The organism is Kineococcus arenarius subsp. arenarius, assembly GCF_050871845.1.
In the GTDB taxonomy this organism is placed as follows: Bacteria; Actinomycetota; Actinomycetes; order Actinomycetales; family Kineococcaceae; genus Kineococcus.
Map to the genome: position 1 here is coordinate 1 of NZ_JBJLSE010000066.1, position 22,058 is coordinate 22,058.

Annotated in this window: 17 protein-coding genes and 1 pseudogene; 11 read left to right on the forward strand and 7 right to left on the reverse strand. The window is 75.5% G+C overall.

The window, feature by feature from the left end:
* Positions 1 to 256: 256 nt before the first annotated feature.
* Positions 257 to 1,285, reverse strand: coding sequence for a LacI family DNA-binding transcriptional regulator (locus ACRYM0_RS14735; protein WP_432506313.1), 1,029 nt, complete (start codon positions 1,283 to 1,285; stop codon positions 257 to 259).
* A 132-nt stretch (positions 1,286 to 1,417) separates the two neighbouring features.
* On the opposite strand from ACRYM0_RS14735, the gene ACRYM0_RS14740 reads away from it, so the two are divergent.
* The 3 genes from ACRYM0_RS14740 to ACRYM0_RS14750 are packed head-to-tail and all read left to right on the forward strand — an operon-like array spanning position 1,418 to position 4,643.
* Positions 1,418 to 2,608, forward strand: coding sequence for a phytanoyl-CoA dioxygenase family protein (locus ACRYM0_RS14740; RefSeq protein WP_432506315.1), 1,191 nt, complete (start codon positions 1,418 to 1,420; stop codon positions 2,606 to 2,608).
* A complete protein-coding gene (locus ACRYM0_RS14745; protein ID WP_432506317.1) occupies positions 2,605 to 3,603 on the forward strand; it encodes a Gfo/Idh/MocA family protein in 999 nt (332 codons plus the stop codon). Before ACRYM0_RS14740 ends, ACRYM0_RS14745 begins: the two co-directional genes overlap by 4 nt.
* Positions 3,600 to 4,643 (forward strand): Gfo/Idh/MocA family protein, encoded by a 1,044-nt coding sequence (locus tag ACRYM0_RS14750; RefSeq protein ID WP_432506319.1) that lies wholly within the window; start codon positions 3,600 to 3,602, stop codon positions 4,641 to 4,643. The genes ACRYM0_RS14745 and ACRYM0_RS14750 overlap by 4 nt, the downstream gene beginning before the upstream one ends.
* 4 nt (positions 4,644 to 4,647) lie before the next feature.
* On the opposite strand, the gene ACRYM0_RS14755 is transcribed toward ACRYM0_RS14750, so the two are convergent.
* Genes ACRYM0_RS14755 through ACRYM0_RS14770 form a run of 4 tightly spaced genes read right to left on the reverse strand, consistent with a single transcriptional unit; the run spans position 4,648 to position 11,483 of the window.
* Entirely contained in the window at positions 4,648 to 8,292 is a 3,645-nt protein-coding gene (locus tag ACRYM0_RS14755) for an AAA family ATPase (protein WP_432506321.1), read from the reverse strand.
* An 11-nt stretch (positions 8,293 to 8,303) separates the two neighbouring features.
* The gene (locus tag ACRYM0_RS14760; RefSeq protein ID WP_432506322.1) at positions 8,304 to 9,566 is read right to left on the reverse strand and encodes a metallophosphoesterase family protein; all 1,263 of its coding nucleotides are present in this window, start codon (positions 9,564 to 9,566) and stop codon (positions 8,304 to 8,306) included.
* A 7-nt stretch (positions 9,567 to 9,573) separates the two neighbouring features.
* Positions 9,574 to 9,861, reverse strand: a complete 288-nt coding sequence (locus tag ACRYM0_RS14765; RefSeq protein ID WP_432506324.1) for an acyl-CoA carboxylase subunit epsilon — start codon at positions 9,859 to 9,861, stop codon at positions 9,574 to 9,576.
* Positions 9,858 to 11,483 carry an acyl-CoA carboxylase subunit beta gene (locus ACRYM0_RS14770; RefSeq protein WP_432506341.1) on the reverse strand — a complete coding sequence of 542 codons (1,626 nt, stop codon included), beginning with the start codon at positions 11,481 to 11,483 and terminating at the stop codon, positions 9,858 to 9,860. The genes ACRYM0_RS14765 and ACRYM0_RS14770 overlap by 4 nt, the downstream gene beginning before the upstream one ends.
* A gap of 175 nt (positions 11,484 to 11,658) precedes the next feature.
* On the opposite strand from ACRYM0_RS14770, the gene ACRYM0_RS14775 reads away from it, so the two are divergent.
* From ACRYM0_RS14775 to ACRYM0_RS14805, 7 genes are all read left to right on the forward strand, one after another.
* Positions 11,659 to 12,873: an NADP-dependent isocitrate dehydrogenase gene (locus ACRYM0_RS14775; protein WP_432506326.1), complete on the forward strand. Its 1,215-nt coding sequence runs from the start codon at positions 11,659 to 11,661 to the stop codon at positions 12,871 to 12,873.
* A gap of 184 nt (positions 12,874 to 13,057) precedes the next feature.
* Positions 13,058 to 14,146, forward strand: coding sequence for a CDP-glycerol glycerophosphotransferase family protein (locus ACRYM0_RS14780; protein ID WP_432506328.1), 1,089 nt, complete (start codon positions 13,058 to 13,060; stop codon positions 14,144 to 14,146).
* Positions 14,143 to 14,889 carry a phosphocholine cytidylyltransferase family protein gene (locus ACRYM0_RS14785; RefSeq protein ID WP_432506329.1) on the forward strand — a complete coding sequence of 249 codons (747 nt, stop codon included), beginning with the start codon at positions 14,143 to 14,145 and terminating at the stop codon, positions 14,887 to 14,889. The genes ACRYM0_RS14780 and ACRYM0_RS14785 overlap by 4 nt, the downstream gene beginning before the upstream one ends.
* Before the next feature lie 159 nt (positions 14,890 to 15,048).
* The gene (locus ACRYM0_RS14790) at positions 15,049 to 16,131 is read left to right on the forward strand and encodes a CDP-glycerol glycerophosphotransferase family protein (RefSeq protein ID WP_432506331.1); all 1,083 of its coding nucleotides are present in this window, start codon (positions 15,049 to 15,051) and stop codon (positions 16,129 to 16,131) included.
* The gene (locus ACRYM0_RS14795) at positions 16,128 to 16,883 is read left to right on the forward strand and encodes a phosphocholine cytidylyltransferase family protein (protein ID WP_432506332.1); all 756 of its coding nucleotides are present in this window, start codon (positions 16,128 to 16,130) and stop codon (positions 16,881 to 16,883) included. Before ACRYM0_RS14790 ends, ACRYM0_RS14795 begins: the two co-directional genes overlap by 4 nt.
* Before the next feature lie 75 nt (positions 16,884 to 16,958).
* Complete coding sequence (locus ACRYM0_RS14800; protein WP_432506334.1) at positions 16,959 to 18,572, forward strand: peptide chain release factor 3; 1,614 nt, start codon at positions 16,959 to 16,961, stop codon at positions 18,570 to 18,572.
* 51 nt (positions 18,573 to 18,623) lie between these two features.
* On the forward strand, positions 18,624 to 19,178 hold the full coding sequence (locus tag ACRYM0_RS14805; protein WP_432506335.1) for a DUF488 domain-containing protein: 555 nt from the start codon (positions 18,624 to 18,626) through the stop codon (positions 19,176 to 19,178).
* Positions 19,179 to 19,217: 39 nt separating this feature from the next.
* Here the strand turns inward: ACRYM0_RS14805 and ACRYM0_RS14810 are convergent.
* Both ACRYM0_RS14810 and arr read right to left on the reverse strand, forming a co-directional pair.
* Positions 19,218 to 20,557: pseudogene (locus tag ACRYM0_RS14810) on the reverse strand (IS110 family RNA-guided transposase).
* Positions 20,558 to 21,027: 470 nt separating this feature from the next.
* Entirely contained in the window at positions 21,028 to 21,438 is a 411-nt protein-coding gene (gene arr / locus ACRYM0_RS14820) for an NAD(+)--rifampin ADP-ribosyltransferase (protein WP_432506338.1), read from the reverse strand.
* Positions 21,439 to 21,673: 235 nt separating this feature from the next.
* Between arr and ACRYM0_RS14825 the strand changes: the two genes are divergently transcribed.
* Complete coding sequence (locus tag ACRYM0_RS14825) at positions 21,674 to 21,910, forward strand: hypothetical protein (RefSeq protein ID WP_432506339.1); 237 nt, start codon at positions 21,674 to 21,676, stop codon at positions 21,908 to 21,910.
* The last annotated feature ends 148 nt before the right edge of the window (positions 21,911 to 22,058 follow it).

Consider the following 22,058-nt stretch of genomic DNA (forward strand, 5'->3'; position numbering starts at 1 on the left):
GCCGGTGGACCCCGCGCTGGCGAGCGCCGCCGACGGGGTGGCCGCCCAGCGCGTCGCCGCCGCCGCGATCGCCTCGATGCGCTCCGGCCGCCCCGAGGCGGTGCAGCGGTGAGCGCCGCGGAGGGGGGGGGGCGCCGCCCACCCCCCCCCCCCCCACCCATCACCCCCCCCCCACCGGCGAAAACCATGTTAACCGCCCCCCGTGGGCCCCCCCCGGGGCGAAAACATTGTTTCCCCCCCGAGGTGGGCAGGGGGGTCAGGGGGCGGGCAGGGGCAGCGGCGGGTTGAACGGCGTGACGACCTGCACCGACGACGGCCACGAGTGCGGGGCGCCGGGCAGTTCCCCGCGCGCCTGCAGCAGCGCGTGGCAGGCCCGGCGCAGGTCCCCGGGCAGGTCGTGGTGCAGCACCACGTCCAGCTCCCCGGTGCGCAGCAGGTGCTCGTGCTCGGGGTGCAGGTCGTGCCCGACGAACAGCCGGCACGCCCGGCCCGCCTGCGCGAACGCCTCCCGCACACCCGCGGAGCTGCCCGAGGCGTACATCGAGTAGACGGCGTCCACGCCCGGGTCCTCGCGCAGCGCCGCGCGCACCAGCTCCGCCAGCGGCGCCCCGTCGGCGGCCTCCCGCACGGCGATCCGCGGGAAGTGCTCGCCCAGGGTGCGCCGGAACCCCTCGAACCGCGCGTCCTCCCCCTCGAACGTGGAGCGGCCCCGCGCCACCAGCACCGTCCCCGCGCCCGGCCCGCCCCACCGGCCCACCAGGTACGCCGCGGTCGCCCCGGCCGCCCGGTTGTCGATGCCCACGTAGGCGACGCGGGCGCTGCCCGGCAGGTCGGTGACCAGGGTGACCACCGGCACCCCGCGCTCGTGCAGCCGACCGACCGCCTCGCGCACCCGGGGGTGGTCGGGGGCCTTGAGCACCACGCCGTGCGAGCCGCGCCGCGCGGCGCGCAGCAGGCGCTGCGCGACCTGCCCGGCGGGCGCCTCGTCGGAGAAGTCGAACCGGCAGCGCAGCACGGCCGGGCGCAGCACCGGCAGGGTGCGCTCCAGCGCGTCGCGCACGGCGGAAGTGAAGCGCTCCGGGGCGTCCACGACGACGTCCACGACGAACGTGCGCCCCGTCAGGCGCAGCTGGGTGCGCTGGCGCTCCAGGTCCGCGATCGCCCGGTGCACCTCGTCGACGGTGGTGGCGCGCACCCCCGGTCGGCCGTTGAGGACCCGGTCCACGGTGGTCTCCGAGACCCCGGCCTGCCAGGCGATGTCGCGGACGCGGAAGGTGCGGGGCACGGCGCGAGGATGGTGGGAAAATGACGGATCGGCAAGGCCCGCGACGCCGCTGCGAGCCGTAGCGTCACGGGCGTGGCCCTCACCGGTGAGAGGCCACCGGCCCACCGGCCGCCGAGCCGAGGAGGTTCCCCCGTGACCGCACCCGCCACCCGCCGCTCCACCACCTGGCTGACCCGCGAGGACTGCGACCTGGACGAGTTCCGCCGCCTCGTCGAGGCCGGCACCGACCCGGACGAGGTGCCCCTGGCCGACCGCGTCGAGCGCGGCGTGCCCGTCTACGGCGAGCGGTTGCGCGCCCACCTGTCCGGCGGCGGTGAGAGCGCCCGCCGCGAGGCGCAGGACGAGATCGCCCGCGTCCTCGCCGACGGGGCCGGCATCGCCGTGTTCGCGGGGGCGTTCGAGGAGTCCGTCGTCGACCGCGCCACCGCCGCGTACCAGGCGATGATCGACGAGCAGCACGCCTCCGGCGTCACCGCCGGCGACCACTTCGCCAAGCCCGGCGCGAACGACCGCGTGTGGGGGGCGCTGGAGAAGCTCGCCCGCCGGGACCCGGGGGTGTTCTGCGACTACTACGCCACCGACGTCGTCGACCTCGTCTCCACGGCGTGGCTGGGCCCGCAGTACCAGGTCATCTCCGACCTCAACGTCGTCAACCCCGGCGGCACCGCGCAGACCCCGCACCGCGACTACCACCTGGGGTTCATGCCCCTTCAGACCGCCGAGCGGTTCCCCGCGCACGTGCACCGCCTCTCGCCGGTGATGACGCTGCAGGGCGCGGTGGCGCACGTCGACATGCCCGTGGAGTCCGGGCCGACGATGTACCTGCCGCACTCGCAGAAGTACGAACCCGGTTACCTGGCGGTGGGGTTGCCGGAGTTCCGCGCCTACTTCGACGAGCACCACGTGCAGCTGCCGCTGCGCAAGGGCGACGCGGTGTTCTTCAACCCCGCGCTGTTCCACTGCGCCGGGTCCAACGTGTCCGCGGACGTCAAGCGCATGGCGAACCTGCTGCAGGTCTCCTCCGCGTTCGGCCGTTCCCTGGAGGTCGTGGACCGCCTGGCGGTGTGCGAGGCGCTGTACCCGGAGCTGCGCGCCCGCCGCGCCGCCGGCGTCCCCGACGAGGTGCTGGGCAACGTGATCGCCGCCTCCGCCGAGGGGTACCCGTTCCCCACCGACCTGGACCTGGACCAGCCGGTCGGGCGCATCAACCCGCCCTCGCAGGCGGAGGTGCTGCGGGACTGCCTGCGCGAGGACGCCGACACCGCCGACACCGTCGCGCGCCTGCGCGAGCACGCCGGGCGCCGCCGCGAGGTGCGCGCGTGACCCAGCGCGTCCTGCGGGTGGGCGTGGCCGGTGCCGGGGTCATGGGCGCCGACCACGCCCGCACGCTGCACCGCTTCGTCAGCGGCGCCGCGGTCACGGCCGTCGCCGATCCCGACACCGCCCGGGCCGCCGCCGCGGCCGCCGACGCCGGGGGAGCGCGCGTGCTCGCCGACCCGCTGGAGCTGGTCGGCGCCGCTGACGTGGACGCCGTCGTCGTCGCCTCGCCCGACGCCACCCACCCGGAGCTGGCCGCCGCGGCCCTGGCCGCGGGGAAACCGGTGCTGTGCGAGAAACCCCTCGCACCCACGCTGGACGGCGCCCTGGAGGTGGCCGCCGCGGCGTCGGCGCCGGGGGCGCCGCCGTTCGCGGTCGGGTTCATGCGCCGCTTCGACCCCGGGTACGCCGCGCTGGCGCGGGCGCTGCGCGGCGGGGAGCTGGGCCGGCCCGTCCTGGTGCACCACGTCAGCCGAGGCGTGGCCCCCGGACCGGGCGCGACGTCGGAGTCGTCGGTGACCGGTTCGGCGATCCACGACCTCGACGTCGTGCCGTGGCTGCTGGGCAGCGAGGCCGTGGAGGTGTCTTGGCACGCGCCCGCCGCCGCGACGGCGGGGGAGCCGGCGCTCGTGGACCCGCAGGTGCTGCTGCTGCGCACCGCCGACGGCGCCCTGAGCACCGTCGAGGTGTTCCTGGCTGCTCGCTACGGTTACGACGTGCGCTGCGAGGTCGCCGGTTCCGAGGGCGCCGCGACGCTGCCGGTGCCCGCCCGCCTGGAGGTCGACCGCGACCTGCGGCACGGGCGCGTGCACGACCCCGACTGGCGCCCGAGGTTCGCCGACGCCTACCGCCTGCAGCTGCAGGCGTGGGTGGACGCCGCCCGCGGCGGGCCGGTGGACCCCGCGCTGGCGAGCGCCGCCGACGGGGTGGCCGCCCAGCGCGTCGCCGCCGCCGCGATCGCCTCGATGCGCTCCGGCCGCCCCGAGGCGGTGCAGCGGTGAGCGCCGCGGAGCTGCGCCTGCCCGCCCCGCGCCGCCGCCGCGAGGCCGTGCCGGCGCTGCGCTGGGGCGTGCTGGGCACCGGGTGGATCGCGCAGCGCTTCACCGCCGCGCTGGCCGCCTCCACCGACCAGCGCGTCGTCGCCGTCGGCTCGCGCGGGCGGGCCTCGGCGCAGCGATTCGCCGGTGCCGCCGGCGTCGAGGTCGCCCACGACTCGTACGAGGCGCTGCTGGCGGACGCGTCCGTGGACGTCGTCTACGTCGCCACCCCGCACCACACGCACCGCGACCTGGCGCTGCTGGCGGTCGAGGCCGGCAAGCACGTCCTGGTGGAGAAGCCCCTCGGCCTGGACGCCGCCCAGGCGCAGGAGGTCGCCGGGGCCGCCGCCGCCCGCGGGGTGTTCTGCGCCGAGGCGATGTGGACGCTGTTCCTGCCCCGCTTCGACGTCGTGCGCCAGGTCCTCGACCGCGGGCTGCTGGGCGACGTGCGGACCCTGCTCGCCGACCACGGCGAGCACTTCGAGCCCGGCCACCGCATCCTCGACCCGGCCCTGGCCGGCGGCACCCTGCTGGACCTCGGCAGCTACCTCACCGCGCTGGCGACGTGGGCGCTGGGACCGGCCGAGGCGGTGCACGCCTCCGGCGAGGACGCCCCCACCGGCGTCAACGGCCAGGCCTCCGCGCTGCTCGCGCACGCCGGCGGCCGGCAGTCGGTGCTGCACACCACCCTGTTCAGCGTCACCCCCTGCACGGCCGTGATCGCCGGGACGGACGCGACCCTGGTGCTGCCCGGGCGGTTCTTCACCCCCGGCGACGTCGAGCTGCGCGCCGCCGACGGCCGCCTGCTGGACCGCTGGAGCGACCCCGAGCCCGGTGACCACGGCGGCCTGCACCACCAGGCCACCGAGGTCGCCGCCTGCATCGGCGCCGGGCGCACCAGCACGCCGCTGCGCCCCGCCGCCGACGTCGTGGCGGGGATGCGCGCCCTCGACGAGGTCGCCGCCCGGCTCGGGGTCTCGTACGCGGCGGCCGGGGCGGGCTGAGCGCTCAGGACAGGTCGTGGGCGGCGAGGTACTCCAGCACCAGCTGCTCGCTGACCCGCCCGCGGTCGGCGACCTGCCGGCCCTGCCCGCGCGCCCACGCCCGCACCAGCTGCGGGTCGGCGCCGGCCGGTCGCGACGGCTTCGCCGGGCGGGCGGCACCGCTCGCGGCCCCGGCGGCCAGGTCCGCGGCCGCCGGGGGAGCGGGCAGCCGCGTCACCGTGACGTCGTGGCCGTCGCCGGCCAGGCCCGCCGCCCGCTCGGCGACGTCCGCGTGGTGGGTCAGCAGCACCACCTGCACCTCGCGGGCCAGCTCCGCCAGCGCCGCCAGCGCCGCACCCGTGCGGGACTCGTCGAACGTCATCAGCACGTCGTCGAGCACGACGGGCAGCGGGCCCCGCCCGGCCTGCACGAGGCGGCGGTGCTCGGCGGCGATCGCCGCCAGCCGCAGCGCCAGGAACACCTGGTCCGCGGTGCCCTCCGACAGCCCGTCCACGCCCTCCAGCACCTCCCCGTCGCCGCGGCGCACCGCCAGGCGGCGGCTGCCGCCGTCGTCGACGGCGCTCAGGCCGGTCCAGCGCCCGGCCGTCAGCACCGCCAGCACGCGGCCGGCGTCGACCAGCAGCGGGTTCTCCCGCGCCGCGGAGAACTCCTCCAGCTGCCGGCGCAGCACCGTGCGCTGCAGGTCCACCTGCACGTAGCGCTCCGTGGCGGCGTGCAGCTCCGCGATCGCCTCCGCGCGCCGCGCCGCCAGCACGTTGGCGTCCGCGCCGCTGGTCAGGCGCTCCAGCTCCGTCTCCGCGCGGCCCACCGCCTCGCGCGCCTGCGCCCACGCCTCGTGCGCCGCCTCGGCGGCGGCGCCCAGCTGCTCGGCGTCCGTGCGCAGGTCCGCGTCGGTGCGCGGGCCCACCTCCTCCAGCAGCCGCGCCACGGCGTCCCGGTCGCCCGCCTCGGCGGCCAGGGCCGCCAGCTCCGCCTGCTCGGCGGCGCGCGCGGTCAGCAGCCCGGCGCTGCGCGCGGCGCGCTCGGCCAGCGCGGGCAGGTCCTCGCCGGTGCTCCGCAGCGTCGCCAGCTCCGCCTCCGCGGCGTCGCGGCGGGCCTGCTCGCGGGCGCGCTCGTCCGCCACCTCGGCCAGCTGCCGCTCCAGGGCGGCGGCGGTGCCGGCGTCGGCCCGGCTGGTGCGCAGCCGCTCCGCCAGCGCCGACAGCGCCGCGCCCACCGACTCCGCTCGCCCGGCGTCGCACGCGGCGCCCAGGCGGGCGGCGACGTCCGCGACGTCCGCGGCGAACGCCCCGGCGCGCTCCTCGCGCGCGAGCGCGCGGGCCAGCTCCGCCCCCGCCGCGTCCGCGCGCTCCACCGCCACCTGCAGCGTCCGCGCGCGGGCCGCCCAGCCCTGCGGCCCCAGCCCGTCCGGCAGCCCGGCGGCGGCCGCGGCCGCGGCGAAGGCCTGCGCGGCCCGCTCGGCCTCCTCCGCCCGGTGCGCGCACCGCTCGGCGGCCTCCTGCGCGGCGCGCTCGCGCTCGGTGCTGCGGGCCCGCTCCTCGGCGGCGGTGGCCGCGGCGGCGAGCACCGCCCGGGCCGTCTCCAGCGCAGGCTCCAGCCCGGCGTCGGCGGCGCCGGCGCGCCCGCAGCGCCCCAGCACCACCGCCAGCCGCTCCAGCTGGGCGTCGGCGTCGGCGCGCAGCTGGCCGGCGCGCCCGTCGGCGGCGGCCGCCGCGGCCCGCTCGGCACCCAGCTGCGCCAGCGCGGCCAGCACGGCCGAGGGGTCCTGCTCGGGGGCCCGCACCCCGGCGGCGGCGAACAGCTCGTCCCGGGCGGCGCGGGCCTGCTCGGCGCAGCGGCGGGCGGCCTGCTCGGCGGCGGTCGCAGCGCGCTCCTCGGCGGCGGCGCGCTCGGCCTCGCGGCGCAGCTGGCGCAGCCGGGCGGCGGCCTCGGCGTGCTCCAGCAGGGCGTCGGCGGCGGCGTCGGCGCGGGCGACCGCCGCCAGCAGGGCGTCGGCGGCGGCGGCGTCCAGCGCGGCGCCGGCGCGCACCGGTTCCAGGGCGGCGTCGCGGGCGGCGCGGGCCGCGTCCAGCTCCTCCTCGCCGGCGCTCCCGGCGCCGGCGGACGCCTCGGCCAGCTCGGCCTCCGCCGCGCGGGCCGCGCGCTCGCAGCGCTCGCGCCCGGCGGCGGCCCGCTCCAGCTCCGCACCGGCGGCCAGCAGCGCCTCGTGCCGCTGCCGCACGAGGGCGTCGTCCAGCGCGGGCTGCTCCAGGACGGCCGCGTCCGGGTCCACGGCACCGGCGGCGACGGCGGCGGCGCGGGCCGCGGCGGTGCGCGCGTCCCGCTCGGCCAGCGCCGCCCGCCACGTGCGCAGCGCGGAGCCCTCCCGCTCGGCCGCGCCGACCAGTTCGCGCAGCAGCGCCGCGTCGTCCTCGGCGACCTCGGCGGTGGTGGCGGTGCGGGCCGCGGCGGTGCGCGCCGCGGCCAGCTCGTCGCGCGCGCGGGCCAGCTCGGCCTCGGCGTCGGCGCACGCCGCCGCCCGCGCCGACAGGTCCGCGGCGCGGTCGGCGGGCACCCGCAGCCGCGCCAGCACGGCCGGCACGACCTCCTCCAGGGCGCCGTCGGGCACCGGGCCGAGCTCCGCCAGCGCCGCGCGGGCCTCCCGCAGGGCCTCGGCGGCCGTGCGCCGCGCCTCGGCGGCCTCGTCCGCGTCCTGGGCGCGGGCCTGGCGCGCGCCCAGCAGCGCGTCGAGCTCCTCGCCGGCGGCCAGGACGTCCTCCTCGACGGTGCAGCGCGCCCGGTCGGCGCTCAGCCGCTGCGCCCGCTGCTCCAGCGCCACCAGCGCGGCCGAGGAGGCGTCGCGGACGGCGACGGCGGCCGCGTGCGCGTCCACGGCCGCCGCGTCCAGGGCACCGCCCGCGCCGGCCAGCTCCGCCGCCAGCTCCGCCGACCGCACCCGCTCGCGCAGCGCGGCCCGCACCCGCGGTGCCAGCCGCACCCGCAGCTCGGCCGCCTCGTGCCGGGCGCGCTCGCCCCGCCAGCGCTCCAGCGCCCGCTCGGCGCCCTCCCGCGCGGCCTCCAGCGCGGTGCGGGCCGCCTCGACCTCCCCGGCCCGCACGGCGGTGCGCGCCAGCTCGGCGTCCAGCGCCTCGACCGCCGCCAGGTGCTCCTTCAGCACCGACCTGCCGCGCGGGCGCCACAGCCCGTCCGCCTCCGCGTCCAGCGACTCCAGCAGCTCCTGCGCGCCGCTGCCGTGGTGGGCGGTGAACACCAGCGCCGCGAGGTCCCCGTCGCCGCGCAGCACCAGCCGGCCCCCCGCGCGCAGCCGCTCGTGGTCCAGGCCGAGGCGCTGCACCCACGCGGTGCGGTCCCAGCCGTCCTGCGCCCACGGCGCCGGCACCGCCTCGTCGCCGTCGCCGGCCAGCAGGCCGCGCGAGGAGCGCACCAGCTCCCGCGCGCCGTCGCCGTCGTCCCACCGGGCGTGCACGCGCAGCCGGGCGCGGGCGTGCGTGAACGCGTACCGCGGGCTCTTCTCGAACCCGAACAGCAGGTCCTCCACCGCCGCCAGCAGCGTGGACTTGCCGGACTCGTTGGGCCCCACCACGACCGTCAGCCCCGGACCCAGGGCGATCTCGGCGGCCTCGAACGCGCCGTAGGGCGCCAGGCGCACGTGCCGCAGCATCAGCGGCCCCCTGCCAGGCGGGTGGTCAGGTCCTCCGCGGCGCGCTCGGCCAGCGCGCGCAGCGCGCGCGGGTCGCCCAGGTCCAGCAGGTCCGCCTCCTTCAGCAGCCGGCCCACCTCGTTGCGCACGCCCCGCACGTGCTGCGTCAGCGCCGGGTCGCCCGCCATCGCCTGCGCCGCGCGGCGCACCGCCTCCAGCAGTTCCGGGTCGTCGCCGCCGCCGGCGCGCGGCGGGCGGGCGCGGGACTCCACCTTCTCCAGCACCACGCCCGCGGCCTCGGCGGCCTGCTCCGCCTCCTGGCGCAGCCGCTCGGTGTCGGCGAGGGCCGCGGCGGCCGCGGTGGGCCCGTGCAGGCGGGCGCGCACCACCACGGGCCGGTCCCCGGCGGCCTCCCGGGCGGCGAGCATCTCCCGGTGCAGCGCGCCGGCGACCTCGGCGACGTCCGCGGCGCCGGTGACGTCCACGGCCAGCGACTCCCAGCGGGCCACGTCCAGGGCGTGGAAGGCCACCCGTGCCTCCTGCCCGGGCACCAGGTCCACCACGTGGGCGCCCTTGGCGCCCGTCTCGCGCGGGTGCCGGCCCTGCAGGTTGCCCGAGTAGGCGATCGTGGTGGCGCCGGTGGCCAGCACCTCGCGGGCGTGCACGTGCCCCAGGGCGACGTACTCGTAGCCCAGCGCCGTCAGGTCGGCCACCGAGCACGGCGCGTACCGCTCGTGCTCGCCCTGGCTGCCGTCGACCGTGGCGTGCAGCAGGCCGACGTTCGCCACGCCCGGCACCCGGCCCGGGTAGCCGGCGGCCAGGTTCGAGGAGACCGCCCGCGTGCGGTACCCCTGGCCGTGCACGGCCAGGCCGAGGTGCTCGTCCACGACCGTCTCGGGGCCGTCCACGGAGAAGCGGTGCACGTTGCCCGGCAGGGTCAGGGAGTGCGTGATCTGGCTCTCGGCGTCGTGGTTGCCGGAGACGAGGAAGACGCGGACCCCCTCGTCGTCCAGCCGCTGCACCTGCCGGGTGAAGAAGCGCCCGGTGGCGTAGTCGTGCCAGGTGCCGTCGTACAGGTCGCCGGCCAGGACCAGGGCGTCGGCGCCGCTGTCCACGCACAGCGCGACCAGCCGCTCCAGCGCGCCGCGCGTCGCCACCCGCAGGGTCTGCGCGACGGCGTCGTCGCCCAGGCGCCGCAGCCCGCGCAGGGGGGAGTCCAGGTGCACGTCGGCGGCGTGCACCACCCGCACCGCGCCGGGCGGGCGGGGCCCCGGGGTGCTCACCCGCCGGTCACCACCGGCTCGCCCGCGGCAGGGCGCTGGCCCGCCAGCCGTCCGGTCCGGGCGCCGGGTCCAGGCCCAGCGCGCGCCGGCGGTCCGCCCAGCTCGAGGCCGGCGGCGGCGGTGGCGGCACGGCGGGCGCGGCGGGCGCCGCGGCCAGCCGGGTGAGCACCACCGTCAGCGCGGCCAGCTCCTCCGGTTCGGGGTGCCCGCGCTCGATGCGCAGCGCCGTCAGCAGGCCCGCCGCTGCCTGGGCGGGGGTCGGGCCGGGGGCGGGGCCGGTCGGCTGTGCGCTCACAGGGGGATGTTCCCGTGCTTCTTCGCCGGCAGCGAGGCGCGCTTGCCCGCCAGCGCCCGCAGCGCCCGGGTGACGTGCGCGCGGGTCTGCGACGGGGCGATGACGGCGTCGATGAAGCCGCGCTCGGCGGCCACGTACGGGTTGGCCAGCTCGTCCTCGTACTCGGTCACCAGCTGCTCGCGGTGGGCCTCGACGTCGCCGCCGTCCTGCTCGGTCCGCTTCAGGGTGGCGCGGTGCAGGATGTTCACCGCGCCCTGCGCACCCATGACGGCGATCTGCGCGGTGGGCCAGGCCAGGCACACGTCGGCGCCCATCTCCTTGGAGCCCATGACGATGTACGCACCCCCGTAGGCCTTGCGGGTGATCACCGTCACCAGCGGCACCGTCGCCTCGGCGTAGGCGTGCAGCAGCTTCGCGCCGCGGCGGATGATGCCGCCGTGCTCCTGGCCCACGCCGGGCAGGAAGCCGGGCACGTCCACCAGCGTCAGCACCGGCACGTTGAACGCGTCGCAGGTGCGCACGAAGCGCGCGGCCTTCTCCGAGGCGTCGATGTCCAGCGTCCCGGCCAGCTGCGCGGGCTGGTTGGCCACGATCCCCACCGTGCGCCCCTCCACCCGCCCGAAGCCGGTGAGCACGTTGGGGGCGAACAGCTCGTGCACCTGCAGGAACTCGCCGTCGTCGACGACGGCGGCGATCACCGCGCCCATGTCGTAGGGCTGGTTCGCCGAGTCCGGCACGATCGCGTCCAGCGCCAGGTCGGTCTCGTCCGGCTCCAGGCCGCGCGCGTCCTCCGCCGGCAGCACCGGCGGCTCGGACAGGTTGTTGCTCGGCAGGAAGGACAGCAGGTCGCGCACGTAGCCGATCGCCTCGTCCTCGTCCTCGGCCAGGTGGTGCGCCACCCCCGAGCGGGTCGCGTGGGTGCGCCCGCCGCCGAGCTCCTCGAAGCCGACGTCCTCGCCGGTGACGGTGCGGATGACGTCCGGGCCGGTGACGAACATGTGGCTGGTGCCCTCGACCATGACGGTGAAGTCCGTCAGGGCCGGGGAGTACACCGCCCCGCCCGCGCAGGGACCGGCGATCAGCGAGATCTGCGGGACCACCCCGGAGGCGTGCACGTTGCGGCGGAAGATGCGCGCGTACTGCACCAGGGAGGCCACGCCCTCCTGGATGCGGGCGCCGCCGCCGTCGTTGATCCCGATGACGGGGCAGCCGTTCGTGGCCGCCCACTCCTGCAGGTGGGCGATCTTCGCGCCGTGCACCTCGCCCAGGGAGCCGCCGAAGGCGGTGAAGTCCTGCGCGTACACGGCCACCGGGCGCCCGTCCACCGTGGCGTGGCCGGTGACCACGCCGTCGCCGTCGACGTGCTTGCTCGCCATGCCGAAGGCGGTGGCGCCCGAGCGGGCCATGCCGCCCAGCTCCACGAAGGAGCCCTCGTCCACCAGCGCCGCGATGCGCTCGCGGGCGGTCTTCTTGCCGCGCGGGTGCTGCTTGGCCGCGGCCCGCTCATCGGCGGCGGCCACCGCCTGCTCGGCGCGGCGGTGCAGCTCGGCCAGCTTGCCGGCGGTGCTGCGCGGGTCCGGGGCCGCGGGGTCCGCGGGGCCCGTGGGGGCGGGGTCGTGCACGGGCGCGTCGAGACCACTCACGGGGCGGCAGCGTACGCGCCCGGCCGCCCGCGACCCGAACCGCGCGACGGGTGCCGACGCCGCGGCCGCCCGGGCCCGGTAGCTTGACGTCGAGACGAGGTCGAGACGAAGCCGTCCCGCAGCGGGCCGGCCCACGGTCAGGAGGAGAGCGCACGTGGCCAAGATCAAGGTGCAGGGACCGGTCGTCGAGCTCGACGGCGACGAGATGACCCGGATCATCTGGCAGTTCATCAAGGACCGGCTGATCCACCCCTACCTGGACGTCGACCTGCAGTACTTCGACCTGGGGATGGAGCACCGCGACGCGACCGACGACCAGGTCACGGTCGACGCCGCCCACGCCATCCAGAAGGCCGGCGTCGGGGTGAAGTGCGCCACGATCACGCCTGACGAGGCGCGCGTGGAGGAGTTCGGCCTGAAGAAGATGTGGCGCTCGCCCAACGGGACGATCCGCAACATCCTCGGCGGCGTGATCTTCCGCGAGCCGATCATCATCTCGAACGTGCCGCGCCTGGTGCCGGGCTGGACCAAGCCGATCATCGTCGGCCGCCACGCCTTCGGCGACCAGTACCGCGCCACCGACTTCAAGTTCCCCGGCGAGGGCACCCTGACGGTGACCTTCACCCCCAAGGACGGCTCCGAGCCCATCGAGCACGAGGTCTTCCAGGCCCCCGGCGCCGGCGTGTCGCTGTCGATGTACAACCTCGACAGCTCCATCTACGACTTCGCGCGCGCCTCGCTCAACTACGGCCTGGCGCGGAAGTACCCGGTGTACCTGTCCACGAAGAACACGATCCTGAAGGCCTACGACGGCCGCTTCAAGGACATCTTCGCCGAGGTCTTCGAGACGGAGTTCAAGGAGAAGTTCGCCGAGGCGGGCATCACCTACGAGCACCGCCTCATCGACGACATGGTCGCCGCGTCCCTGAAGTGGGAGGGCGGTTACGTGTGGGCCTGCAAGAACTACGACGGCGACGTGCAGTCCGACACCGTCGCGCAGGGCTTCGGCTCGCTGGGCCTGATGACGTCGGTGCTGACCACCCCGGACGGCTCCGTGGTGGAGGCGGAGGCCGCGCACGGCACCGTGACCCGCCACTACCGCCAGCACCAGCAGGGCAAGCCCACCTCCACCAACCCGATCGCCTCGATCTACGCGTGGACGCGGGGCCTGGCGCACCGCGGCAAGCTGGACTCCACCCCGGAGGTCACCGGCTTCGCCGAGACCCTCGAGGACGTCGTCGTCAAGACCGTCGAGAGCGGGAAGATGACCAAGGACCTGGCGCTGCTGGTCGGCCCCGACCAGCAGTGGCAGACCACCGAGGAGTTCCTCGGCAGCCTGGACGAGAACCTCCGGGCACGCCTGGCCTGAGCCGCCCGGCCTGAGCCGCCCGGCGGACCCCGCGGCAGCCCCCGCGCGCACCGCGCGCGGGGGCTGCCGCGCGCCCGAACGGGGCTCAGCGGATCCGGCAGGCGGCTCGAGCGGGCATCATGGGCGCCTGCGCCGAGGGCGGGCCGTCCACGAGCCCGTCCCGGCCCGAAACGACAGGAACACCGTGAAGATCGTCTACTACAGCTTCGGAGGGCGGTACTCCGACAACCCCAGGGCCCTGCACCAGCGACTGCTGGCCCGCGGCGACGTCGACGCCGAGCACGTCTGGCTGGCCGGTCCCGACCACGCGGGGGCGTTCCCCGCCGGCACCACCACCGTCGGCCTGGGCACGCCCGGCGCCCCGGCGGCGCTGGAGTCCGCCGACCTGGTGATCGCCGACAACCACCTGCCCGCCTGGGACAAGCGCCCGGGCACCACGTACCTGCAGACCTGGCACGGCACGCCCCTGAAGCGCATCCACCGCGACGCGCACTTCACCCAGCCCGACGGCGAGGACGTCATGAGCCTCCTCGACGACGACGTCACCCGCTGGGACGTGCTGCTGGCGCCCAGCGAGGCCGCCGCCGTGCCGCTGCGCGAGGCGTTCCGCTTCCCCGGGCCGGTGCCCGTCACCGGGTACCCCCGCAACGACGCGCTGCTGGCGCCCGGCGCCGTGCAGCGCCGCGCCCGGGTGCGCGCCGAGCTGGGCGTCGCGGACGGCGCCACGGCGGTGCTGTACGCACCCACCTGGCGCGACGACGACCGCTTCGGCGACGGCCCGGACTTCCGCCTGGCCCTGGACCTGCAGCGCTTCACCGAGCGCCTGGGCCGAGACCACGTGCTGCTGCTGCGGCTGCACTACCTCGTGCCCGACGCGCTGAGCGGCCTGGACGTGCCCGGCGTCGTCGACGTCTCGCGGCACCCGGACGTCAACGACCTGTACCTCGCCGCCGACGTCCTGGTGAGCGACTACTCCTCCGCGGTGTTCGACTTCGCCGTCACCGGCAAGCCGATCGTCCACTTCGTCTACGACCTGGAGCGCTACCGCGACGTGCTGCGCGGGTTCTACTTCGACCTGCAGGGGATCGCCGCCGGCCCGCTGCTGAGGACCTCCGAGGAGGTCCTGGACGCCCTGGCCGACCTGGAGGACGTGCGGGTGCGGTTCAAGGAGCGCTACGAGGTCTTCCAGGAGACGTTCTGCCACGCCGAGGACGGGCGCGCGGCCGACCGCGTGCTCGACCTGGCCCTGAACCGCACGGAGGTGCGAGCGTGACCACCACGGACCGTGGACCCCTCGACGTGCAGGTGGTGATCCTGGCCGCGGGCCTGGGCACCCGGCTGGGCCGGCCGCTGCCGAAGTCGCAGACCCACCTGCGCGACGGGCGCACCATCATGCAGCAGCAGGTCGACAACGTCCGCGCCGTCCTGGGCCCCGACGTGCGGATCACCGTGGTCGTCGGGTTCAAGGCGATGGTCGTCATGGAGGCCCACCCCGACCTGCTGTTCGCCTACAACGAGGTGTTCGACTCCACGAACACCTCCAAGAGCCTGCTGCGGGCGCTGAGCACCTCCCACCCCGGCGGGGTGCTGTGGATGAACGGCGACGTCGTCTTCGACCCGCGCCTGCTGCAGTCTGCGCTGCCGTGGATCGCGCGCGACGAGACGTTCGTGTGCGTGAACACCGCCGCCGTGGGCGAGGAGGAGGTCAAGTACACCGTCGACGCGGAGGGGTTCGTGCGCGAGCTGTCCAAGACGGTGACCGGCGGGCTGGGGGAGGCGGTGGGCATCAACCACGTCTCCGCCGCCGACAAGGCGGTGCTGATCGAGGAGCTGCGCGCCTGCGCGAACGACGACTACTTCGAGCGCGGCCTGGAGACGGCGATCGCGCGCGGGGTGCGGGTCGTGCCGGTGGACGTCTCGCGCTTCGACGTGGTGGAGGTCGACTTCGAGGACGACCTGGTGCGCGCCGACAGCATCGACGCCGAGCACCTGCGGCTGGACGCGGTCGCGGGCTGAGTCCCCGGCTCGCCACCCGGTCCCCGCACCACCCGGCGCGGGGACCGGGCGGGGCACGGTGCTGCGCGCTGCGCGGCCGTGCCCCATCATCGGGAACGATCTCGCCGAGGGCACGACCGAACCAGGAGTCCGCCCCGGCCCGGAACGACGAGGGGTGCCGTGAAGATCGTCTACCACAGCTTCGAGGGGCGGTACTCGGACAACCCGCGCGCCCTGCACGAGCGACTGCTGGCGCGCGGTGGCGTCGACGCCGAGCACGTCTGGCTGTCGACCCCGGCGCACGCGCACGGCTTCCCCGCGGGCACCGCCACGGTGGACATCGACTCCCCGGAGGCGGTCGCGGCCCTGGAGTCCGCCGACCTGGTGGTCTCCAACACCCACCTGGACTTCGACTGGGACAAGCGCCCGGGCACCACGTACCTGCAGACCTGGCACGGCACGCCGCTCAAGCGCATCCACCGCGACGTGCTGTTCGCCCCCGCCGGTCGCCTGGACCGGCTGGACCGCGACGTGGCCCGCTGGGACCTGCTGCTGTCCCCGAACGACGCCAGCGTCGGCCCGCTCGCGGGGGCGTTCCGGTTCGACGGCCCGGTGCACGTCACCGGGTACCCGCGCAACGACGTCCTCAGCGCTGACGATGCCGAGCAGCGCCGTGCCCGGGTGCGCGCCGAGCTGGGCGTCGCGGACGGCACGACGGCGGTGCTGTACACGCCGACGTGGCGCGACGACGACCTGTTCGGCGACGGCCCGGACTTCCGCCTGGCCCTGGACCTGCAGCGCTTCACCGAGCGCCTGGGTCCCGACCACGTCCTGCTGCTGCGACTGCACTACATGGTCTCCGCGGCCCTGGAGGGCCTGGACGTGCCCGGCGTGCGGGACGTGTCGTTCCACCCCGACATCAGCGACCTGTACCTGGCCGCCGACGCGATGGTGACCGACTACTCCTCCACGCAGTTCGACTTCGCCGTCACCGGCAAGCCGATCGTCTACTACGTCTACGACCTGGACCGGTACCGCGACGTGCTTCGCGGGTTCTACTTCGACCCGCACGAGATCGCCCCGGGGCCGATGGTCGCGGAGTCGGAGGAGGTCATGGACGCGCTCGCCGACCTCGACGGGGTGCGCTCCCGCTTCGAGGAGCGCTACGCGGCGTTCCAGAAGACGTTCTGCCACGCCGAGGACGGGCACGCGGCCGACCGCGTCCTCGACCTGGTCCTGCCGGCGGGGGAGGTGCGGGCGTGAGCACCACGGACGTGAGCACCACGGACCACGAGCGCCCCGGGGTGCAGGTCGTCATCCTGGCCGCGGGCCTGGGCACCCGGCTGGGCCGGCCGCTGCCGAAGTCGCAGACCCGGCTGCGCGACGGGCGCACCATCATGGAGCAGCAGGTGGAGAACCTGCGCTCGGTGCTCGGCGAGGACGTGCCGATCACCGTCGTGGTGGGTTTCAAGGCCACCGTCATCATGGAGGCCCGCCCGGACGTGCTGTTCGCGTACAACGAGCTGTTCGACTCCACGAACACCTCCAAGAGCCTGCTGCGGGCGCTGACGACCTCGCACCCCGGCGGGGTGCTGTGGATGAACGGCGACGTCGTCTTCGACCCGCGCGTGCTGCAGCACGTGCTGCCGTGGCTGGAGCGCGACGAGACGTTCGTGTGCGTGAACACCGCCGCCGTGGGCGAGGAGGAGGTCAAGTACACCGTCGACGCGGAGGGGTTCGTGCGCGAGCTGTCCAAGACCGTCGTCGGCGGCCTGGGGGAGGCGGTGGGCATCAACTACGTGTCCAGCGCGGACAAGCGGGTCCTGGTGGAGGAGCTGCGCGCCTGCGCGGACACGGACTACTTCGAGCGCGGCCTGGAGACGGCGATCGAACGGGGAGTGCGGGTCGTGCCGGTGGACGTCTCGCAGTTCGACGTGGTGGAGGTCGACTTCGAGGACGACCTGGTGCGCGCCGACAGCATCGACGCCGAGCACCTGCGCCTCGGCGGGGCGTGAGCCGCGCGCGGTCCGTCCGCGTCCGCGCGCGGACGTAGGGTCAGGGGTCCAGGAGCACGGGGAGCGGGGGGTGTCGTGAGCGCAGCGCCGGTCGGCACGGAGGTGCCGGTGGGGCCGGAGGTCGTGGCCGAGGCCGCGCGCCGGCGCACGCTGGCGATCATCAGCCACCCCGACGCGGGCAAGTCCACGCTCACCGAGGCCCTGGCCCTGCACGCCCGCGCCATCCGGCAGGCCGGGCACGTGCACGGCAAGGCCGGGCGTGCCGGGGTGGTCTCGGACTGGCAGGACATGGAGCGCCAGCGCGGCATCTCCATCAGCTCCGCCGTCCTGCAGCTGCACCACGACGGGCGCGTGCTGAACGTGCTCGACACCCCCGGGCACTCGGACTTCTCCGAGGACACGTACCGGGTCCTGGCGGCCGTGGACGCCGCGGTCATGCTCGTCGACGCCGCCAACGGCATGGAGCAGCAGACCCGCAAGCTCTTCGAGGTCTGCCACCACCGGCGCATCCCCATCGTCACCGTGATCAACAAGTGGGACCGGCCGGGGCGCGAGGCCCTGGAGCTGCTCGACGAGATCGCCGAGGTCACCGGCCTGCAGCCCGCGCCGCTGAACTGGCCGGTGGGCATCGCCGGCGACTTCCGCGGGGTGCTGGACCGCCGCACCGGGGACTACGCGCGCTTCACCCGCACGCCCGGCGGGGCCAGCCTGGCGGGGGTGGAGCGGATGGACGCCGCGGCCGCCGGGCGCGCAGAGGGCGACGCCTGGGTCCAGGCGCAGGAGGAGAGCGAGCTGCTGGCGGCCCTGGGCGGCGACTTCGACCGGGAGTCCTTCCTGGGGCACCGCAGCACCCCGGTGCTGTTCACCGCCGCGGTCGTCAACTTCGGCGTGGGCGAGGTGCTGCAGGCCCTGGCCGACCTCGCCCCGCCCCCGCTGGCGCCCCTGGACGCGCAGGGCCGCGAGCGCGCCCTGGACGCCCCCTTCAGCGCGCAGGTCTTCAAGGTCCAGTCCGGCATGAACCCCGCCCACCGGGACCGGCTGGCCTTCGCGCGCATCCGCACCGGCGCCTTCCAGCGGGGCATGACGGTGACCGAGTCCCGCACCGGGCGCCCGCTGGTCCTCAAGCACGTGCAGACGGTGTTCGGCTCGGACCGCCAGACCGTCGAGCACGCCTGGCCCGGGGACGTGATCGGCCTGGTCAACGCCGCTCACGTCCGTGTCGGCGACACCCTCTTCCAGGGGCCGGCGGTGACGTTCTCGCCCATCCCGGCCTTCACGCCGGAGCACTTCGGCATCGCCCAGGCCCTGGACCTCAGCCACGGCAAGCAGTTCCGCCAGGGCCTGGCCGCCCTGGACGCCGAGGGGGTGGTCCAGCTGATGCACTCCGAGCGCCGCGGTCAGGGCGAGCCGGTCGTCGCAGCCGTCGGGCCGCTGCAGTACGAGGTCGCCGCGCACCGCATGGCGCAGGAGTTCCGCGCCCCGCTGCGCATCGAGCCGCTGCCGTACTCCGAGGTGCGCCGCATCGACGCGCGCCACGCCGCGGTCGTGGACGCCGACCGCGGCAGCGAGGTGGTCTTCCGCAGCGACGGGCAGGCGCTGGCCCTGTTCGCGGACCGCTGGCGCCTGGCCAGCTTCCAGCGGCTGCACCCGGAGGTCGAGCTCCTGCCGGTCATGGCCGGCGCGGACTGACGTGGAGGCGAGCGGCGGGTCCACCGGTCCCGCACCCGGGCGCGGCCGGTCGTGAGGCCGCCCCTGCGGACCCTCGGGCACGGCCGCACCGACCGCGCCGAACTGGGCCGCCGCCTCGCCGACGCCGGGGTGGGGCTCCTGGTGGACGTGCGGCGCTTCCCCGGCAGCCGCACCTCGCCCGACGTCGCGCGCGACGCGCTGCGGGAGTGGCTGCCGCAGGAGGGCGTCGCCTACCGCTGGGAGCCGCGGCTGGGCGGGCGGCGCCACGTGCCGGCCGGCACGCCCGAGGTGGACACCTGGTGGACCGTGGCGGCCTTCCGGGCTTACGCCGCGCACACCCGCACCCCGGAGTTCACCGAGGCCCTGGACGACCTCCTCGCCGAGTCCGCGCGCACCCCGGTGGCGGTGATGTGCAGCGAGGGGGTGTGGTGGCGCTGCCACCGCCGCCTCATCGCCGACGTGGCCGTGCTGGGGCGCGGGGTGGACGTCGAGCACGTCATGCCGGACGGGCGGACGACCCCGCACCCGGTGGCGGCCGGCGCCCGCCGCGGGCCGGACGGCCTGCTCGTCTGGAACGGCGCTCAGGACGTGCCTGCCGGGTCCTGACGACTGCTGAGCACCGCGCGGTCATGGCTCCCTTCTGTGTCAAGGGCGGGGTCGAGCGGGGGTCTTGCGGCCTCGTCGGTGGCTGACGACGATGGACGCGGCGGGTCCGGGAAGTGACTTCTCCGAAGAGCCGGTGCCGGGGTCCGAGCCGGTCGCGCTGGAGCCAGCAGCCGCCCCCGCTTGTCCTCCCGGACCCGTCAGCAGCACCTCAGCAGCCGTGACCTCGGCGACGTCGTCAACGATGCCTCCCGCCGGCTCGGCCGGGCTCGTGGTGGCCTGCGCGTCGGCGACCATCTGCCGGTAAACCACATCCGACAAGCGCCGCTTGAGGCAGCGGATGGCCTCCATCGACGACTTGCCCGCCGCCAGCTTGCGCCGGTAGTACGCCCGCCCCTCGGTGGGGGTACCTCCCGCTCGCGGGGGAGCGTGGCGCATCTGCACGATCGCCATGATGTGCAGCACTCGGTTGATGCGCCGATTGCCCGAGCGTGACAGGCGGTGGCGGTTGTTGTCCCCGCTGGAGGCATCGATCGGTGCGGTGCCGTTCCAGGACGCGAAGTGCGCCTTGGTCGGGAAGCGGGCGATGTCCCCGACGTCACCCAGCAGCCGTGCAGCACCCGAAGGGCCGATGCCGTTCAACTGCAGCAGACCCGAGCCGGTGGCAGTGATCAGTTCGGTCAGTTCCTTCTTCGCGGCCTTGATCTTCTTGTCGATCACCGCCAGCTCGGCGATCTTCTCCGCCGCCAGCGACCGCCGGGTCCGCCCGACGATGTCGCGCGGGCGGACCGTGGCCAGCAGTGCCTTGGCCTGCGGCGCAGTCAGGAAAACCTTGGCCCCGCCGGGCAGCAGCTCCAGCAGCAACTTGTGGATGCGATTGATCAACTGGCTGCGAGCCACTCCCAGCTCATCGCGGCGATCGACCAGCAGACGCAGCGCGACGTTCTCCGCGTCGACCTCGACCCGACGCAGGACGGGAGTTCGCAAGGCGACCAGGGCGATGGAGTGCGCATCGGTGACGTCGGTCTTGCGGCCCTGCCCGGTGGAGACTCCCCCACGCTGCGCGTGGGAGGTACCCCCTCCCGCGCCCGCGCCGACAGCTTCGCCGGCACGTCCAGCACCTGCTCGCCGTCGGCGACCAAGCGCTGGGCCAGTGGGGGCACCTCCCGCGTGCGGGGGAGCTTGCCGATGCCGCCGGCGCCTTCGACCGCCCAGACCCGCCGCGGCCAGGCACGCCCCACGGCGAGCATCTCGCGGTAGCCGGCGGTGTCGGTGGTAAAGCGAGCACCACCCAGGATGCGTTCACGTCGATCGAGGACCTCGATCGTCGACGAGCGTTTGTGCGGGTCCATCCCGATGATCACACCGGAGTCGACGTCCATGCCGCGCCCCCCTCTCATCGCCGCCGGCCGCACCAAGGCGGTGGGGCCGGTCCTGCTGACGAGGTCGGGCAGCGCTACTTCGAGTGAGACAGACCCTTCTTGAGCCACGTCCCCGTCGGGCGGCGCCCGACGCTCCGCACGCCATGTGAGAGCCACACCCACCCGGGATGGGCAGCCGATATGAGAGCGTCACGCCGGGCACCTCGGCTCCAGCCTGGCCGGGCCGTCGCCGTGGGGGAAGTCAACAAGTAGCCGATGTCCGTCTGCCAGGAGGAGGCACCCTCGGGGTCGAAGCGATGGCGCCCAGTGCCGGGCCACAGTGGAGTCACGGCTCCACCGCCTCCTGTCGACGTCGCCCCTGGCCGGCCACGGCCGCCGCTGATTCGGAGCGCGTACTCAGGGGTCCTTCCGCGCGGTCACCGCACAGCCGCCACCGCTCGACGACGCGGGCGCCCGCGGTGTCCTCGACCTCAGTTGATGATTTCGCCTCGTTCGTCCGCACGTAGAGCGGACAAGCGTTCCCTCCACATCCGCAATGCCTCAGGTGTCAGTCGTGTCCAGTCGCTGACCTCACCGACGACCTTGAGCGGAGCGGCGCTGCGGTAGGACCGGGTGGGGTTGCCGGGAAACTTCTTGTCGGTCACATTCGGGTCGTCCTCGAACGCCCCGGTCGGCTCGACGACGTACACGCGCGGGGCACCGTCCCCGGCCGCGAGTTCGGCAGCCAGTCCGGCACCGTCGCGAAGCGCGGTGAAGTAGACGTGGTTCATCACGATCTCGGGACGGTAGTTGGACCGGAAACCCGCAGTGAGGAAGTCACCGACCCGCAGATCAGCCTTCGTGCCATGGAAGAACGGCCCCTCATCCAACGCTCTGCTCACCGCAGCAGCGTAGGCGGGCGGTGCCGGTGAGCCCAGCAGGCACCAGACCACCCTTGAGTCGTCTGACGAGCGCCGACGGTCGGCCGTCTCCACGAGCATCGATGATGCAGTGGACGCGCGCAAAGACCGCTGGACCGCTCGGTCATCCCGCCTTCCGGGCGCGATCATGGTCGGTCGACTTCCCTCATCTGTCGATGAGCACGCGATGGATGGCTGCAGGCGTCAGGCTGAGCCGGTGACCGGCTCAGACGAGATGCGCGCGGCACCGGCCCTCCGCCGTCGTCGCTGGCACCAGCGTCCCTTCTCACTTCCTCTCCTCCCGCTGTTCGCCATCTGGGTGGCGGCCCACTTCTACGAGATCCCGCCGGCCGTGTGGGGCCTGCCGACCCTCGTCGCCGGGGCGTGCTCGGTAAGCCTCAAACGAGCACGCCGACGCGAGCAGGCGCGTCGTGTCGCCGCCACGTCGATGTGAGGTGTCGAGCGTCACCAGCCAACTTCACGGTCATCCCGCTTATGTGGGTGATCGGTGTCAAGGGGCTCAGGACGCGGACTGGTCGAGGTCGCCGAGGAGGCCCGCGAAGAGCTGCTGCCGAGCTGGTTGATCATGCTCGGCGGCGTGG